Raw genomic sequence first — 15,592 nt, forward strand, 5'->3', positions numbered from 1 at the left:
GCGGGTGCGTCAGGGCGCGGCGGGGTCCCAGGCGAGGGGGAGGCGCTCCAGGCCGAACTGGCCGCCGTGCTCGAGGATGGGGTCGTCGTCGCCGAGCCGGTACTCGGGGATCAGGCGGTGCCACTCCTCGAACGCCACCCGCAGCTGGAGGCGGGCGAAGTGGGCGCCCTGGCACCGGTGCGGGCCGGCGCCGAAGGCGAGGTGGCGGTTCGGGCTGCGGTCGAGCACCACCCGGTCGGCGTCGGGGAACACGCGGGGGTCGCGGTTGGCGATGGCCGGCGGCAGCCAGACCATGTCGCCCTCGCGCATCGGGCACCCGTGGAACTCGACGTCGCGGCCGACCTTGCGGCCGGGGTCGGCGACGGAGAAGGCCCGCAGCAGCTCCTCGACGGCGAGCGGCACGATCGCCGGCGCCTCGACCAGGCGGCGCCGGTCGTCCGGGTGGGTGGCGAGGTGCAGGAACGAGTAGCCCAGCTGCTGCTTCACCGTGTCGAGGCCGGCCAGCACGAGCACCAGGCAGACCGACAGCAGGTCGGCCTCGGCGAGCGGCTCGCCGTCGATGCTCGACTGCACGAGGTGGGTGACGACGTCGCGCTCGGGGTCCCTGGGCGCCCGGCGCCGGTCGGCCAGCGCCTCCCGGAAGTAGGCGTCGATGCCGGTCATCGCCTCCTGCATGGCGCCGGCGCTCGAGTCGCCGAGGTCGTTGAACACGGCGCGCACCCAGGCGACGAACTGCGGCGAGTCCTCGGGCGGCAGGCCGGCCCAGTCGAGGAACACCTTGGTGGCGAACGGGCCGCCGAAGTCCTCGACCAGGTCGCAGCGGCTGCGGTCCCGCAGCTCCTCGACGATGGCGACGCAGTGGCGCCGGGCCGCGCCCTCCAGGGTGGCGACCGCCTGCGGCGAGAACCGGGCGTTCAGCAGCTGGCGGACCTTGACGTGGCGGGGGGCTCGCTCCTGGGTGGGGAGCATGTGGTACGCCGGGTCGGGGTCGGTCGGCATGAACGAGTCGCTCGTGAACACGTCCGGCCGCTGGTAGGCGTCCCGCACGGCGTCGTAGCGGGTCAGCACCCAGAACCCCTGGGCGAGCGTGTCGAAGAAGAACGGGTGGCGCTCCCGGAGGTCGTCGAGCTCGGCGAAGAACGTCCCCACCGGCCTGGTCGAGAGGATGTCGTACTCGAGGACCGGCCAGTCGCCGTCCCGTGCGCTGCTTGCCATGATGATGATTGTGCTCGAAGTCAGCCTCCGGCATCCCGCTCGATGCGGGCGAAGCGGCGGCGGACGGGCTCGAGGCTCTCCTCGTGGGTGAGCACGTACAGGCGACCGTCGCGGACGGCGGCGACGACCTGCGCGGCCACGTCCTCGACGGGGAGCACCCGGCCGACCACGTCCGGCTCGTCCCCCGTCGCGCCGGGCACCGTCGCCGTGGAAGGCGGGCCGCCCAGCCGGTCGGGCCGGTTGCGGCCCGACGTGTAGATGTCGGTGGCGACCCGCATGGGGCAGACCACGGACACGCCGATGCCCGCCCGCCGCAGCTCCTTGTGGAGCACCTCGGCCAAGGCCACCACGCCGTACTTCGAGACGCAGTAGGGGCCGAGGCCGACGTTGGCCACCAGCCCGGCGAACGAGGACGTGAACAGGAGGTGCCCGCCCTCGCCACCGTCGACCATGCCGGGCAGGAACGCCTCGACGGCGTGGATGGCGCCCCACAGGTTCACGCCGATCGTCCACTCCCAGTCGGCATGGGTGGCCTGGACGACCGGGCCGCTCGTGGCCACGCCGGCGTTGGCGAAGAGCAGGTGCACGGCGCCGTGGGCCTCGCGGGCGGCGTCGGCCAGGCGGCGGACGTCGGCCAGGTCGCTCACGTCGCAGCGCACGGCGAGCGCCCCGTCGATGCTCGCCGCCGCCCGGTCGAGCGCGGCCTGCTCGACGTCGGCCAGCACGACGTGCATCCCCTCCGCGGCGAGGCGGCGGGCCGTCGCCAGCCCGATCCCCGACGCGCCGCCCGTGATCACGGCCGTGCGGCCGTCCAGTCGGTCCATGCCGCATCCTCACCCGGGCGGCGGCCCCTGGTCACACCGGCCGGGCCGCGCCTGCGCCCGGTGGCCCGGGGTCGGGGCCGCCGGCGAGCATCGCCGCGAAGCGCTCGGCGGCACCGTTGCGGCTCACCTGGCAGATCGTCATCGACGCCCCGAGCGACCAGAGCAGGTCCTGGCCGATGGCGTCCCTCGGCACGTCGGGCCGCACCCAGTCGACCGCCCGGACGTGCCGGGCGCCCGACGGGTTGGCCGGCTCGTAGCGGTAGGGGCCGGTGACCCGGCCGACGGCGACGGTCCTGCGCACCTTGGACGGCAGGACGGCGAGGTCGCCCGGCTCGATCCGCCTGGCGAAGGCCCACAGCTGGGCGGCGTGGTTGGCCAGCCGGCGCTCGGACGCGTGCGGGTCCTTGATCCGGACCTCCTCGACCATCTCCTCCCGCGACTCGACGACGGCGAGGTCCTCCATGCGGCTCCACCCGATCACGGCGCACCCGTTGGCCAGGGCGAACCCCTCCTGCTCCCCCGCCCGGCCCGCCCGCACCAGCCACACCCGCATCCCGCCATCCTCGCCCGGCGGCGCGGGCCCGAGATCAGCACGAACGAGGCCCGGTCGACCGGCGGTTCGCTGGGAGTCAGCCGAGGGTCCACGTGCCGCACCCGTTCGACGTGAACCGCACGTCGGACGCGAGGATCTCGACGACCGGCTCACCGCTCGGGTTGCCGTTCGCGAGGATCTCGCCGAACGCGTGCGAGAACCCTGTCGCTCGCTCCCAGTAGCAGAAGCTCGCGCCGGTCGCCCGGTAGCGGCCCGGCTGGATCTGCTGCCCCACGGCCCAATCACCGTCACCGAACGACGTCGCAGCCGCAGGGGGCGGGGCATACACCGCCCAGCGGCCACAGCCGGTCGAGTTGAACGCAGCGTCCTCGGGGAGCACCTCCACGATCGCCTGCCCGCTCGGATTCCCGTTCGCCAGGATCTCCTCGAAGGCACCGCTCACACCCGATCGCCGCTCCCAATAGCAGAAGGAGAGGTCCGTGGCGATGTACCGGCCGGGTTGGATGTCCTCTCCGACGATGTGGGTCCCTTCGTCGAACCCCGGCGGCTCCGTCGTCGTCGGTGCTGCAGTGGTCGTCGTCGTCGGCTCGGTCGTCGTCGTGGTGGGTGCCGTGGTCGTCGGTCGCTGGGTCGTCGTCGGACGTTCGGTCGTCGTGGCCGGCTCGGTCGTCGACGGCGGCTCGGTGGTCGTCGCCCGGTCGTCGTCGCTCGAGATCGCCTCCTCGCCCTCGTCCTCGGGGGCACCGACCGCGCTGCCGATCACACCGAGGAGAACGAATCCGAGGACGATCCAGCACACGACTTGGACCCACATGGGCCACGCGCGGAACCGTCCCCATACACCTCGCTTCGGTCGTGGACCCGGTGCGGGCGGTCCGCCGGGCGCAGGCGGGTACCAACGACCGTCCGACGCAACCCACCAACCCGGGCCCTGAGGTGTGTCACTCATCCTTCTCCCCCCACGCACCGTCAACCGCACGAACGGGCGCCAACAGTGCCACGCGAGACGGTCCGTACGTCGGGCCCAGGCGATCACGGACCGCCCGTCTCGACACGAGCCTCGGTGCGCCGCCTCGCCCGGCGGCGCGGGCGTCAACCTTGGCGGTCGAGGATCACCCTGAACGTGAGGTTGACCCGCTGGCCGACCGGACGCGACGTCTTCGGCACCTGGTGGCGCCAGCAGCGCTGGGTCGGGCCCCGCATCAGCAGGAAGCCGCCGTGGGTGAGGTCCATGGCGTGCTCGGCGTCGACGCGCTTGTGGCGCAGCTGGAACCGCCGGGTCTCGCCGAAGCTCACCGAACCGATGGTCGGCTCGGGCCGGAGCTCGGGCTCGTCGTCGCTGTGCCAGGACACGCTGTCCTGCCCGTCGCGGTACCAGTTGGCGAGCACGCTGTTGAACCGCTCGCCGGCGACGGCCTCGATCCGCTCCTTCACCTCGAGCAGCGCCGGCGTCCACGGCACCGGGTCCATCTCGATGCCGGAGTAGGCGTAGCGCCGGCCGGGGTCGCCGTGCCAGGACGTGAGCCGGGGCACCGGCCGGGGCCGGCCGTACACCCGGATGACCTCCTGCTCCCACGGCGTGGTCGCCAGCAGGGCGGCGAGCAGCCGGTCGGCCTCGGCGGGCGGGAAGAAGCCGGGGAACCAGACGACGTCGGCGTCGGGCAGGTCGAGGCGGACGGGCTCGCCCGCCACCTCGAACAGGTCCGGTTGGTCGCCGCCGGCGGCCCGTGCCATCGGCCCCAGTCTGCCCTCAGCGCTCCGGGCCGGTGGCGGTGCCGGTCCCGGCGGCCGCGGTCAGCAGCCGCTCGCCGATGGCCCTGGCCGCCTCGCGGACCTCGTCGCCGCGGACGATCCGGTACGGCGCCGGGACGGCGGCCAGCCGCTCCGCGTACCACCACGGGTTGCTGGTCGTGCCGACGAGGCGGGCGGTGCCGGCGTCGAGCGGCTCCAGACGGCCGAGCGCCCGGGGGACGCAGCCGGCCACCCGGTCGAACGGGGCGTCGAGCACGACCTCCACCTCGTACTCCCACCCGGCGGCCAGGTGCTCCTCGAGGACGGCGACGGCGTCGAGGTCGGCGGGCGGCGTGCAGGCGGCGTCCACGACCTCGACGTGGCGGACCCGGTCGACCCGGTAGGCCCGGACGGCGTCGGCCGCGTGCGACCGGCACACGAGGTACCAGCGGCCGTGGCGGACGACGACGGCCCACGGGTCGACCTCGACGTCCCACTCCGAGCCGGCCTCCGAGCGGTAGCCGAGCCGGACCTGGCGCCGGTCCGAGCAGGCCTGGACCAGGGTCGCCGTCGTCGCCGGGTGGGGCCGGGCCGCGGCCCGGTCGGGGGCCGGGGCGGTCGCCCGGCGGACGGCCTCGGCCTGGGCCGCGACCGCGGCCGGGAGGGCCCGCAGCAGCTTGCCGAGGGCGCTGCCGACCGGGCCCGCCGGGTCGCCGGCGTCGTGGTGGCCGTCGAGCACGGCCATCACCAGGCCGAGGGCCTCGTCGGCGCTGAACACGACGGGCGGCAGGCGGACGCCCCGGCCGACGCGGTAGCCGCCGTACGGCCCCCGCTCCGACTCGACGGGGATGCCGGCCTCGCGCAGGATGCCGACGTAGCGGCGGGCGGCCCGCTCGGACACGCCGAGCTTGCCGGCCAGCCGGTCCGCGGTGATGCCGGGGCTGGCCTGGAGGAGCTCGAGGGCGAGGAGGGCCCTCGCGGTGGGGCTGGTGTCGGATCGCACGGTCGGCTCCTGCGTTCCGGAAGGGGATCGTCCGGAATCGACCCTACCGTGCCACCCATGAGCGAGGGCATCGTGCTGGAGACGACCATCCGGGAGCCGGCCATGGACGCCGGCGAGGTGGAGATGATCCTGTTCGCCATCGAGCGGTCGCGGGCGCAGTTCGCCTGGAAGTGCGGCGGGCTCGACGGGGCCGGGCTCCACCGGCGGTTCCCGCCGTCGGAGATGACGCTCGGCGGCCTGCTGAAGCACATGGCCTGGGTGGAGGACTGGCGGACGGCGACGTTCCACGGCGGGCCGCCGCTCGGCGCCCCGTGGAGCCCCGAGGCGTTCGAAGCCGACCCCGACTGGGACTGGCACAGCGCCGCCGACGACGCCCCCGAGGAGCTGTACGGGCTCTGGCAGGCCGCCGTCGAGCGGTCCAGGGCCGCCGTCGCCGCCCTGCTCGCCGCCGGCGGGCTCGACCAGCCGACCAGCTTCCGCAGCCCGTCGGGGTGGTCGCCCAACCTGCGGCGGTCGCTGACGGACCTCCACGACGAGTACGCCCGCCACACCGGCCACGCCGACCTGTTCCGGGAGGCGGTCGACGGGCTCGTGGGCGAGGACCCGCCCCAGCCGTGAGCGACGACGACGGGCTCCGGATCGTCCCCGCCAACCAGGCGTCGTGCGAGGACCTGGCCGCCATCTTCGGCACCGGCAGCACCGGCCGGTGGGACGCCGACCAGTGCCGCTGCCAGCGCTTCAAGGTCGCCGGCTGGATCTGGCGGGACACGACCCGCGAGGAGCGGAAGGACGCGCTGGTGGCGCAGACGGCGTGCGGGAACCCCGACGCGCCGGCCACCAGCGGGCTGGTCGCCCACCTCGACGGCGAGCCGGTCGGCTGGGTCGCCGTCGAGCCGAGGACGGCCTACCCGAAGCTGCGCACGTCGCGGGTGCCGTGGACCGGCCGGGACGAGGACAGGGACGACGACGGCGTGTGGGCCGTCACCTGCATGATCGTCCGCAAGGGCTGGCGGGGCCAGGGCCTCACCTACCCCCTCGCCCGGGCCGCGGCCGAGCACGCCAGGGAGCGGGGGGCGCGGGCCGTCGAGGCCTACGGGATGATCACCCAGCCCGGCAAGCAGATCACCTGGGGCGAGCTCCACGTCGGCGCCCGCCAGGTCTTCGAGGACGCCGGCTTCCGCCAGGTCACCCACCCGACCCCCCGCCGCGTGGTCCTGCGCATCGACTTCTGACAAGGGGAGGCCGCCCCTCGACCACGGCGGCGTCGGGCGCCCGCCGCGCCGTACCGGGGCGACGTGAACGCGGGCGTCGAGCCCCGGCTCTCGTCGATCGCCAGCGTCGCCACCGGGGACGGGCTCGTGCTGCTCGGGATCGACGCCGGCGTGCCTAGCGGCCCGGGGCACCTCGTGGAGATCGAGCCGACCTCGGGCCAGCTGCGCACGCTGGCCGACAACCCGGCGCTGAACGACCTCACGAACGGCTTCGACGTGGCGGCCGACGGGTGCGCCTACTACAGCGACGGCGAGACGCTCTTCACGATGGACCTCGCCACGGCCGCGCTCACCGAGCTGTGGCCGATCGCCCGCGACCCCGTCGCCGGCATCTCCGTGTCGCCGGACTGAGCGGCCCGTCCGGAGGTGGAACCGGTCGCCGTGGGGGCGCCGGCGGGCGGACGACGGTCGTGGACCGGCGCCCGACCCGGCTCACGGTCGGGCGCCGTCGTCCTGCGGCTCCGCGCGCCCGTTCTCGGCGGCGTAACGGGCGAGCGCGACCTCCGGGGTGAACGACGTGGTCGTCCCGGCGGCGACGATCCTGCCGTCCGCCTGGACGTGCACGTCGACGACCGAGTCGGCGTGGCCGGCGAACGTCGTCAGCACCGTGCCGTAGCCGCCGAAGCCGAGGTCGGCCGCGCCGGTGGTGGTGAGCCGGGCGACGAGGAAGTCCGAGCTCCGGCGCCAGCCGGTCCACGACGAGCCGCCCACGACGATCCGGCCGTCGGGCTGGAGGGCCACGCTCGTGGCGACGTCGGAGCCGGGGCCGACGTCGAAGGTCCGGAAGCCGTCGGAGGCGAACGTGGCATCGAGCTGGCCGGAGGGTGTGAGCCGGGCGACGAGCGCCGCGGTCAGCCACGACTGCGCCTCGGAGGGAGTCGTCGAGCCGGCGACGAGGACGGACCCGCCGGGGTCGACGGCGAGACCGCGGAAGCGGTCGTCCCGGTGGAGCGACAGGACGGCCAACCCCCGCTCGCCGAACCCGTTGTCGGCCGATCCGTCCGCGAGCCGCCGGGAGACCGCGAGGTCCCAGCCGTCCCGGCCGACCCAGTCCCCACCGACGATGATCGCTCCGCCGGGCAGCACGTCGATCTCCAGGATGTCGAAGCGGTCGGGCAGCGTCGCCCCGTCGTCCACCCCGAAGGTGGCGTCGATGTCGCCCTCGGGAGTGAACCGGAGCAGCGTGGAGCGGCAATCGTCCGGGCAGAGCCACCCGCCGCCCACGAGCCGGCCGGCGCCGTCCACGGCAAGCGCCTTCAACCAGCCCTCGAAGGGGAGCCGCACGACGCCGTCGGTCCCGAAGGAGGGGTCGAGACCGCCGGCGGCGGTCAGACGCAGGACGAAGCCGGTGTTGTCGAGGTCGGTCGACGTGATGCCGGCGACGACGACCTTGTCGTCCGGTTGCACGGCGACGACCAGCGCCGTGTCGCGGCCGTCGCCGAGCGCGATCCGCACGACGCCGTCACCCGAGAACGCCGGGTCGAGCACGCCGCCGGTGGTGTAGCGGGCGACGACGACGTCCTCGTTCGAGGAGAGGGTCCTGCCGGCGAGGACGGTGCGGTCGAGGGAGTCCCAGGCGGCGCCGACGACGAGCGCCCGTGGCCCTCGCTGCCGGCCGTCGACGCCGAAGGAAGGGTCGAGGTCGCCGGCTCGCGCCCCGGCGGTGCCCACCTGCACGGCGCCGAGGAGGACGCCGGCGACCAGGACCGCACGCACCCGACGCATCCGCGCCATGGCCACCCCCCGTGCTCCCGTCCCCATCGGACGACGACCGGAACCTAGCGGGGTCGCCCGCCGGCCCGCATCAGGTGCGTCGAGACCCGCGCCGCCGAGGACCGCGCCCGGCATGCCGTCGACGCGGTCCTCGGCGCCGGTGCGTCGCGAGGGCGCCGGCTCCTGCGGCGTCAGATGTCGTAGTAGAGGTGGAACTCCCAGGGGTGGGGGCGGAGGCGGACCTCGTCGACCTCGCGGAGGCGCTTGTAGGCGATCCACGTCTCCAGCAGGTCGTCGGTGAACACGCCGCCGGCCGTGAGGAACGAGTTGTCGGCCTCGAGGGCGTCGAGGGCGGCGTCGAGCGAGCCGGGCACCTGCGGCACCTGGGCCAGCTCCTCGGGCGGCAGGTCGTAGAGGTCCTTGTCCACCGGGTCGGGCGGCTCGATGCGGTTCTGGATGCCGTCGAGCCCGGCCATCAGCATGGCCGAGAAGGCCAGGTACGGGTTGCAGGACGGGTCGGGGCAGCGGAACTCGAGCCGCTTGGCCCTCGGGCTCTTGGAGTAGAGCGGGATGCGGACCGACGCCGACCGGTTGCGCTGGCTGTAGACGAGGTTGACGGGCGCCTCGTAGCCCGGCACCAGCCGCTTGTACGAGTTCGTCGTCGGCGCGGCGAACGCCAGCACGGCCGGGGCGTGGGCGAGCAGGCCGCCGATGTACCAGCGGGCCAGGTCGGACAGCCCGGCGTAGCCGGTCTCGGAGAAGAACAGCGGCTCGCCGCCCGACCACAGCGACTGGTGGGTGTGCATCCCCGAGCCGTTGTCCTGGAACAGGGGCTTCGGCATGAACGTCGCCGTGTAGCCGTTGCGGCGGGCGACGTTCTTCACCACGTACTTGTAGAGCATGACCTTGTCGGCCATGCGCAGCAGCGTGTCGAAGCGCATGTCGATCTCGGCCTGGCCGGCGGTGCCGACCTCGTGGTGGTGGATCTCCACCTCGATGCCGAGCCGCTCCATCTCGAGGACCATCTCGGTGCGCAGGTCCTGGAAGTGGTCCATCGGCGGGAGGGGGAAGTAGCCCTCCTTGTAGCGGATCTTGAAGCCCAGGTTCGGGCCCTCGTCCTTGGCCGTGTTCCAGGCGCCCTCGACCGAGTCGAGCGAGTAGCTGGCGGAGTGCTGGTCCTGGTGGAACCGGACGTCGTTGAAGATGAAGAACTCCGCCTCCGGGCCGAAATAGGCGGTGTCGGCGATGCCGGTCGACGCGAGGTAGTCCTCGGCCTTGCGGGCGACGTAGCGCGGGTCGCGGGTGTACGGCTCGCCGGTGAGCGGGTCCCTCACGAAGCAGTTCAGGGCCAGGGTCCTGTGCTGGCGGAAGGGGTCGACGACGGCCGTGTTCGGGTCGGGCACGAGGATCATGTCCGACTCCTGGATCTCCTGGAAGCCCCGGATCGACGAACCGTCGAAGCCGAAGCCGTCCTCGAAGCTGTCTTCCGTCAGCTCGTGCAGCGGCATGGAGAAGTGCTGCATCAGGCCGGGCAGGTCGCAGAAGCGGAAGTCGACGACCTCGACGCCCTCCTGCTCGGCCAGCGCCAGCACGTCCGACGGCGTGCGTTCCTCCACCGATACCTCCGTTGGTCTCGATCGGTTGCGGGCACGCTCGCAAGGGGCGATTTCCCGTCCGTTGCCCGAACGTGAACGCTGGATGAAACGGGAGCAGGCCCGGCCGGTCCGCCGACCGGCAGCGCGATGATGGCGCACCATGGACGGCAGGGATGCCCAGCAGGACTACGTGCTGCGGACCGTCGAGGAACGGGGCGTCCGCCTCATCCGCCTCTGGTTCACCGACGTGCTCGGCCAGCTCAAGTCGTTCGCCATCTCGCCGGCCGAGCTGGAGAACGCGTTCGCCGAGGGCATGCACTTCGACGGCTCGGCCATCGACGGGTTCAGCCGGGTCCAGGAGGCCGACGTGCTGGCCCGCCCGGACCCGGACAGCTTCGAGGTGCTGCCGTGGGGCGGGGGCGACGAGGTGTCGGCCCGCATGTTCTGCGACATCGAAAGCGTCGACGGCTCGCCGTTCGAGGGCGACCCCCGCCAGGTGCTGCGCCGCAACCTCGACCGGGCGCGGGAGCTCGGGTTCTCGTTCTACGTGGCGCCCGACATGGAGTTCTTCTACTTCGCCAGCGCCGACCCGTCCCAGGGCCCCCAGCCCCTCGACACGGCGTCGTACTTCGACCTCACCACCCTCGACGTCCACAGCGACATCCGCCGGCGCACGATCCACACGCTCGAGGCCATGGGCATCCCCGTCGAGTACAGCCACCACGAGGACAGCCCGAGCCAGCACGAGATCGACCTCCGCTACACCGACGCGCTCACCATGGCCGACAACGTCATGACGTTCCGGCTGGTGGTGAAGGAGATCGCCATGGAGCGCGGCGTCTACGCCACGTTCATGCCGAAGCCCCTGGCCGGCGTGCAGGGGTCGGGCATGCACACCCACCTCTCGCTGTTCGAGGGCGACGTCAACGCCTTCCACGACGCCGGCGACCCCTACCGGCTGTCCAAGGTGGCCAAGGCCTTCATCGCCGGCCTGCTCCGCCACGCCAGGGAGATCGCGGCGATCACCAACCAGTGGGTGAACTCCTACAAGCGGCTGGTCGTCGGCTACGAGGCGCCCATCTACGTGTCGTGGGCGAGGAACAACCGGTCGGTCGTCGTCAACGTCCCGCACGTGAAGCGGGGGAAGACCGAGAGCACGCGGATCGAGTTCCGGGCGCCCGACCCGGCCTGCAACCCGTACCTGGCCTTCGCCGTCGTGCTGGCCGCCGGGCTGAAGGGCATCGAGGAGGGCTACGAGCTGCCGCCGGAGACGACCGCCAACCTCTACGAGCTGACCCCCGAGGAGCGCCTGGCCGAGGGCGTCGGGCTGCTCCCCGGGTCGCTCGCCGAGGCGCTCGACGAGATGGAGCGCTCGGAGCTCGTGGCCGGCGCCCTCGGCGAGCACGTGTTCGAGTGGTTCATCCGCAACAAGCGGGCCGAGTGGCTCGAGTACAAGACCCAGGTCACCCAGTTCGAGCTCGACCGCTACCTGCCCAGGCTCTGAGCGCGATGGGCGCGCTGCTGCTGTTCCCCGACCCGCCCCCCGACGGCCTGGCCCGGCCCCTCGACCTGGCCGGCTGGTCGTGGAAGGCCGTGGGCGACGAGCGCGACGCCGACCGCCTGGAGCCGCCGGGCGGCTGGGGCGGCGCGGTGATCGCCACCGCCGGCAACCCGGACGGCGCCTTCGCCCTCTGCCGGGCCCTGCGCCGCCGGGACGTCCCCCTCCAGCCCCTGCTGCTCGTGGTCGACCCCCGCCACCTGGGCGACCTGTCGCTGCGGGAGGACCTGTTCGACGACTTCTGCCTGGACACGGCGGCGACCGCCGAGGTCGAGGCCCGCCTCACCCACCTGGCCTGGCGGACCGGCCGGGGCGCCCGCCCCGAGCTCGTCGAGTACGGCGAGCTGGTGCTGAACCTCGAGACCTACCAGGCGGCCATCGCCGGCCGGCGCCTCGACCTCACCTACATGGAGTACGAGCTGTTGAAGTTCCTCGCCTCCCATCCCGGCCGGGTGTTCACGAGGGAGACCCTCCTCAGCCGGGTGTGGGGCTACGAGTACTACGGCGGCGCCCGCACGGTCGACGTCCACGTCCGCCGGCTGCGGGCCAAGCTCGGCGAGGAGCACGCCAACCTGATCCAGACCGTCCGGTCGGTCGGCTACCGCTTCGGCAAGAGCCGCTGGGACCCCTAGACGCGGAACGAGGGGCCCCCGGAGGAGCCCCTCGACCCGAGACTGCGGTGCTCGGCGGCGTCAGACGCGCCGGACGTCCTGCGCCTGCTCGCCCTTCGGGCCCTGGGTGATCTCGAACTCCACCCGCTGGCCCTCCTCGAGGGAGCGGTAGCCCGCGCCCTGGATGGCGGTGTAGTGCACGAACACGTCGGGCCCGCCCTCACGGGAGATGAAGCCGTAGCCCTTGTCGTTGTTGAACCACTTCACGGTACCGGTTGCCACAACCGACCTTCTTTCTGACTGACTGACTGCGGGGTCGGTGCAACACCGGGCCCTGCGTGAATGACCGCAAGAGCGTAGCGCCTGTGTGCGGGCCTCGTGCCCCGGTCAGCGGTTGAGGTCGACGAGCTCGCTCCCGGCGTGCTCGGCCTCCTGGCCCCGCCGCAGGGAGGTGCCGAGGACGGCCGCCGCCAGCGCCCCCAGCAGGAGCGTGCCGACGGGGATGACGACGACCAGGACGACCACGAGCAGGACCACGCCGGTCACGACCCGCCCCCCACGTGGGCCCAGGCCTCGACCTCGACGACGGCGCCGAGGGGCAGGGCGGCGACGGCCACGGCCGACCGGGCCGGGCGGTGGTCGCCGAAGGCGGCCGTGTAGATCTCGTTCATCGTGCGGTAGTCGGCCATGTCGGTGAGGAACACGGTCGTCTTCACCACCGACGACAGCGACGCCCCCTCCCGCTCCAGCAGGCCCCGCAGGTTGTCCATGGCCTGGCGGAGCTGGGCCTCGAGGCCGCCCTCGACCAGCTGCCCGTCGACGATCCCGACCTGCCCCGACACGACGAGCCAGTCCCCGGCCCTGACGATCGGCGTGTAGGGCCCCACCGGCGTGCTCATGCGCGCGTCCCTCCTCTGACCCGGGCCCCCGTGGGCCACTCGGGCGGGCATCCTTGCTCCATCCAGACCGCCGCCGCCACCGCGGCGAACACGGCGTCGCTCCCGTTGACCGCCGGGCCGTCGCCGGGCACGACCTCGACGTCCACCGGCGGGGTGTCCATGGCGCGGAGGATGCCGAAGGACCGGATCGTCAGGTCGTGCACCCGGCCATCCTCGTCCACGGCGATGCCCTCCGAGGTCACCCACCCGATGGCCATGTGGGCGGCGCCCACCGCGTAGGACCGGAGGACGACCTCGTCGAGCGGGTCGCCGGCGTCGACCACCACGCGGACCCGGCCGCCCCGCACCTCGGCCTCGGCCCGGCCGCCGCCGGGGGCGACGACGGCCGCCTCCCCCCGCACGGCGGCGAGGAGCACGGCGGCCTCGGCCCAGCCGGCAGCCCGGACGGCGGCCGAGGTCGGCGGGCCGGCCACGTCCACCTCCTCGACAGCGAGGCCGGGGGCGACGGACGCGACGGCGGCGGCGATCCCCGGCGTCCGCACGGCCCGCAGCACGCCGGTGCCGTCCCGCCGGACGCCGGCGGCCACCGGCGGCCGCTTCGGGCCGAGGCGGACGGTGTCCTCCCTGGAGAGCAGCACCCGGACGGGGCGGCCGTGGTCGTCGGCCAGCCGGCGGGCGGCGGCTCCGGCCGGCGAGCCGAGCTTCCCGCCGAACGCCCCGCCGTTGGCCAGCGGCGATGCCGGCTCGCCGCCCGGCTCGCACCAGGAGGCGTCGGTCTCCAGGTAGGCGGGCTCGACCCAGGTCGTGCGCAGGGTGAGGTCCCAGTCGCCGGGCGGGAGGTCGAGGGGCGGGCGGGGCTCGACCGTCGTCCGCCGCCCCTGGATCTTGCCGGCCAGCGCCCTCGCCTCGGCCAGGGACTCGCCCACGGCCCACCCCCCGGCCCCGTCGGGGACGGCAACGAGCGCGCCGGGCGGGGCCGTGTCGTCGGCGAAGCCGGCCCGCCCGAGGGCGACGTCGGCCCCGACCCGCTGGGGCGAGCCGCCCTCGACCGTCGCCCGGCGGGCGGCGGCGTCGAGGTCCCGCCCGCCGAGGTCGACCGGGGCGGCGCCGGCGGCCAGCGACCAGGCGTCGAGGATGGTCCGCCACCCCGTGCACCGGCACAGGTGGGCGGCGAGGGCCCGCTCGGCGGCGGCCTCGGTCGCCGGCGCCATCCCGGCCAGGCGGACGACGATGCCCGGGGTGCAGAACCCGCACTGGCTGGCGCCGGTGGCGACGAACGCCGCCGCCCAGCGGTCCCGCTCGGCCGGGTCGAGGCCGTCGGCCGTCGTCACCCGCCGGCCGGCCACCCGCCGCACCGGCGTCACGCACGCCACCCGGGGGCTGCCGTCGACCAGCACCGTGCAGCAGCCGCACTGGCCCTGCGGGCTGCACCCGTCCTTCGGGGAGCGGACGCCGAGGCGCTCCCGGAGGGCGTCGAGGAGGGTGCCGCCGTCGTCGGGGACGGTGACGGCCCGGCCGTCCACCTCGAACGCGACCCCGGCCGGCCGCGACGGCTCGCTCACGGCCGGAGGATAGGTTCGGCGCCGTGCCCGTCCGACTCAGCCGCCGCGCCGTGCTCCTCGGCGGCGGCGGGCTGGTGCTGGCCGGCGCGGCGTGCGGCGCCGACCGGTCGTCGTCCGACGACGACGCCGGGGCCGACCTCGGCGACGACGTCGCCCTCGCCGCCTTCTTCGCCACCAACGAGCCGTTCGCGGCCGCCGCCATCGACCAGCGGGTGGTGTTCGGGCTGGTCGACGCGAACGGGCCGATCGGCACCGGCACGCCGGCCGAGCTGAGCTTCACCCTGGAGGACGCCACCGGCTCGCCGGCCGGCGACGCGTTGGTCGTGGCCCGGCACCAGGCCGAGCTGCCCCGGCCCTACTACCCGGTGCGGTTCAACGTGGCCGAGCCGGGGAGCTACACGGCCGTCACCGAGGTGGGCGGACGCCGGCTGGAGACGCCGTTCCTCGTCGTCGCCCGCGACCAGGTGGCGATCCCCCAGGTCGGCGACCAGCTGCCGGTCACGGCCACGCCGACGACCGACGACCCGAGGGGCGTCGACCCGATCTGCACGCGGGACCCCGAGTGCCCGCTCCACGAGGTGAGCCTGGACGAGGTGGCCGGGTCCGGGCGGCCGGTGGCCCTGCTCGTGTCGACGCCGGCGTTCTGCCAGACGGCGATCTGCGGGCCCGTGCTCGACGTGCTGCTGAACCGGCGGGCGGAGGTGGGCGACGACGTCACCCTGCTCCACGCCGAGGTGTACGCGGACGACACGGCGTCCGAGCTGGCGCCGATCGTCCAGACCCTGCGCCTCAGCTACGAGCCGGCCCTGTTCGTCGTGGACGGCGACGGCGTGCTGCGGGCGCGCCTCGACAACATCTTCGACGCGGACGAGATGCGCGAGGCCCTCGCCGCGGTCAGCTGAACGACTGCCCGCAGCCGCAGGTGCGCTGGGCGTTCGGGTTGTCGATCGAGAAGCCGGCCTGCTGGAGGCCGTCCTTGTAGTCCAGGGTGGCCCCGGTGAGCAGCTGGGCGCTCGACGGGTCGACCACCACCCGGACGCCGCGGTAGTCGGCGGCC

19 protein-coding genes are annotated in these 15,592 nt (G+C 74.1%); 6 read left to right on the plus strand and 13 right to left on the minus strand.

What is annotated here, in order from left to right; genetic code table 11:
• Nucleotides 1–9: 9 nt before the first annotated feature.
• From VGB14_08940 to VGB14_08965, 6 genes are all read right to left on the minus strand, one after another.
• The gene (locus VGB14_08940; GenBank protein ID HEX9993037.1) at nt 10–1,215 is read right to left on the minus strand and encodes a cytochrome P450; all 1,206 of its coding nucleotides are present in this window, start codon (nt 1,213–1,215) and stop codon (nt 10–12) included.
• 20 nt (nt 1,216–1,235) lie between these two features.
• A complete protein-coding gene (locus tag VGB14_08945) occupies nt 1,236–2,039 on the minus strand; it encodes an SDR family NAD(P)-dependent oxidoreductase (GenBank protein HEX9993038.1) in 804 nt (267 codons plus the stop codon).
• Nucleotides 2,040–2,070: 31 nt separating this feature from the next.
• Complete coding sequence (locus VGB14_08950; GenBank protein ID HEX9993039.1) at nt 2,071–2,592, minus strand: hypothetical protein; 522 nt, start codon at nt 2,590–2,592, stop codon at nt 2,071–2,073.
• Between the two features lie 76 nt (nt 2,593–2,668).
• Complete coding sequence (locus VGB14_08955; GenBank protein ID HEX9993040.1) at nt 2,669–3,571, minus strand: hypothetical protein; 903 nt, start codon at nt 3,569–3,571, stop codon at nt 2,669–2,671.
• 113 nt (nt 3,572–3,684) lie between these two features.
• Entirely contained in the window at nt 3,685–4,326 is a 642-nt protein-coding gene (locus tag VGB14_08960; protein ID HEX9993041.1) for an alpha-ketoglutarate-dependent dioxygenase AlkB, read from the minus strand.
• A 16-nt stretch (nt 4,327–4,342) separates the two neighbouring features.
• A complete protein-coding gene (locus VGB14_08965; GenBank protein ID HEX9993042.1) occupies nt 4,343–5,326 on the minus strand; it encodes a WYL domain-containing protein in 984 nt (327 codons plus the stop codon).
• Nucleotides 5,327–5,383: 57 nt separating this feature from the next.
• Between VGB14_08965 and VGB14_08970 the strand changes: the two genes are divergently transcribed.
• The 3 genes from VGB14_08970 (at nt 5,384) to VGB14_08980 (ending at nt 6,948) form a co-directional block, all read left to right on the plus strand.
• The gene (locus VGB14_08970) at nt 5,384–5,944 is read left to right on the plus strand and encodes a DUF664 domain-containing protein (protein ID HEX9993043.1); all 561 of its coding nucleotides are present in this window, start codon (nt 5,384–5,386) and stop codon (nt 5,942–5,944) included.
• Nucleotides 5,941–6,558 (plus strand): GNAT family N-acetyltransferase, encoded by a 618-nt coding sequence (locus VGB14_08975; protein ID HEX9993044.1) that lies wholly within the window; start codon nt 5,941–5,943, stop codon nt 6,556–6,558. Before VGB14_08970 ends, VGB14_08975 begins: the two co-directional genes overlap by 4 nt.
• A gap of 63 nt (nt 6,559–6,621) precedes the next feature.
• The gene (locus tag VGB14_08980; protein ID HEX9993045.1) at nt 6,622–6,948 is read left to right on the plus strand and encodes a hypothetical protein; all 327 of its coding nucleotides are present in this window, start codon (nt 6,622–6,624) and stop codon (nt 6,946–6,948) included.
• An 81-nt stretch (nt 6,949–7,029) separates the two neighbouring features.
• Here the strand turns inward: VGB14_08980 and VGB14_08985 are convergent, their stop codons facing one another.
• Complete coding sequence (locus VGB14_08985; protein ID HEX9993046.1) at nt 7,030–8,313, minus strand: hypothetical protein; 1,284 nt, start codon at nt 8,311–8,313, stop codon at nt 7,030–7,032.
• Between the two features lie 188 nt (nt 8,314–8,501).
• The gene (gene glnA / locus VGB14_08990; protein ID HEX9993047.1) at nt 8,502–9,926 is read right to left on the minus strand and encodes a type I glutamate--ammonia ligase; all 1,425 of its coding nucleotides are present in this window, start codon (nt 9,924–9,926) and stop codon (nt 8,502–8,504) included.
• 139 nt (nt 9,927–10,065) lie between these two features.
• On the opposite strand from glnA, the gene VGB14_08995 reads away from it, so the two are divergent.
• Nucleotides 10,066–11,409: a glutamine synthetase family protein gene (locus VGB14_08995; protein ID HEX9993048.1), complete on the plus strand. Its 1,344-nt coding sequence runs from the start codon at nt 10,066–10,068 to the stop codon at nt 11,407–11,409.
• Nucleotides 11,410–11,414: 5 nt separating this feature from the next.
• Nucleotides 11,415–12,095, plus strand: coding sequence for a response regulator transcription factor (locus VGB14_09000; protein ID HEX9993049.1), 681 nt, complete (start codon nt 11,415–11,417; stop codon nt 12,093–12,095).
• A gap of 60 nt (nt 12,096–12,155) precedes the next feature.
• On the opposite strand, the gene VGB14_09005 is transcribed toward VGB14_09000, so the two are convergent.
• From VGB14_09005 to VGB14_09020, 4 genes are all read right to left on the minus strand, one after another.
• A complete protein-coding gene (locus VGB14_09005; GenBank protein ID HEX9993050.1) occupies nt 12,156–12,356 on the minus strand; it encodes a cold-shock protein in 201 nt (66 codons plus the stop codon).
• A 105-nt stretch (nt 12,357–12,461) separates the two neighbouring features.
• The gene (locus tag VGB14_09010; GenBank protein HEX9993051.1) at nt 12,462–12,620 is read right to left on the minus strand and encodes a hypothetical protein; all 159 of its coding nucleotides are present in this window, start codon (nt 12,618–12,620) and stop codon (nt 12,462–12,464) included.
• Nucleotides 12,617–12,973, minus strand: a complete 357-nt coding sequence (locus tag VGB14_09015; protein HEX9993052.1) for a Rid family detoxifying hydrolase — start codon at nt 12,971–12,973, stop codon at nt 12,617–12,619. Before VGB14_09015 ends, VGB14_09010 begins: the two co-directional genes overlap by 4 nt.
• Complete coding sequence (locus tag VGB14_09020) at nt 12,970–14,535, minus strand: 2Fe-2S iron-sulfur cluster-binding protein (GenBank protein ID HEX9993053.1); 1,566 nt, start codon at nt 14,533–14,535, stop codon at nt 12,970–12,972. The genes VGB14_09015 and VGB14_09020 overlap by 4 nt, the downstream gene beginning before the upstream one ends.
• Before the next feature lie 23 nt (nt 14,536–14,558).
• Here VGB14_09020 and VGB14_09025 point away from each other — a divergent pair, with 23 nt between their 5' ends.
• A complete protein-coding gene (locus VGB14_09025; GenBank protein HEX9993054.1) occupies nt 14,559–15,437 on the plus strand; it encodes a hypothetical protein in 879 nt (292 codons plus the stop codon).
• Here the strand turns inward: VGB14_09025 and VGB14_09030 are convergent.
• Nucleotides 15,430–15,592, minus strand: a 163-nt coding sequence (locus VGB14_09030; protein ID HEX9993055.1) for an iron-sulfur cluster assembly accessory protein, incomplete at its 5' end; no start/stop codon positions are given. The genes VGB14_09025 and VGB14_09030 overlap by 8 nt on opposite strands.

This window comes from Acidimicrobiales bacterium, assembly GCA_036399815.1.
Classification (GTDB): Bacteria; Actinomycetota; Acidimicrobiia; order Acidimicrobiales; family DASWMK01; genus DASWMK01.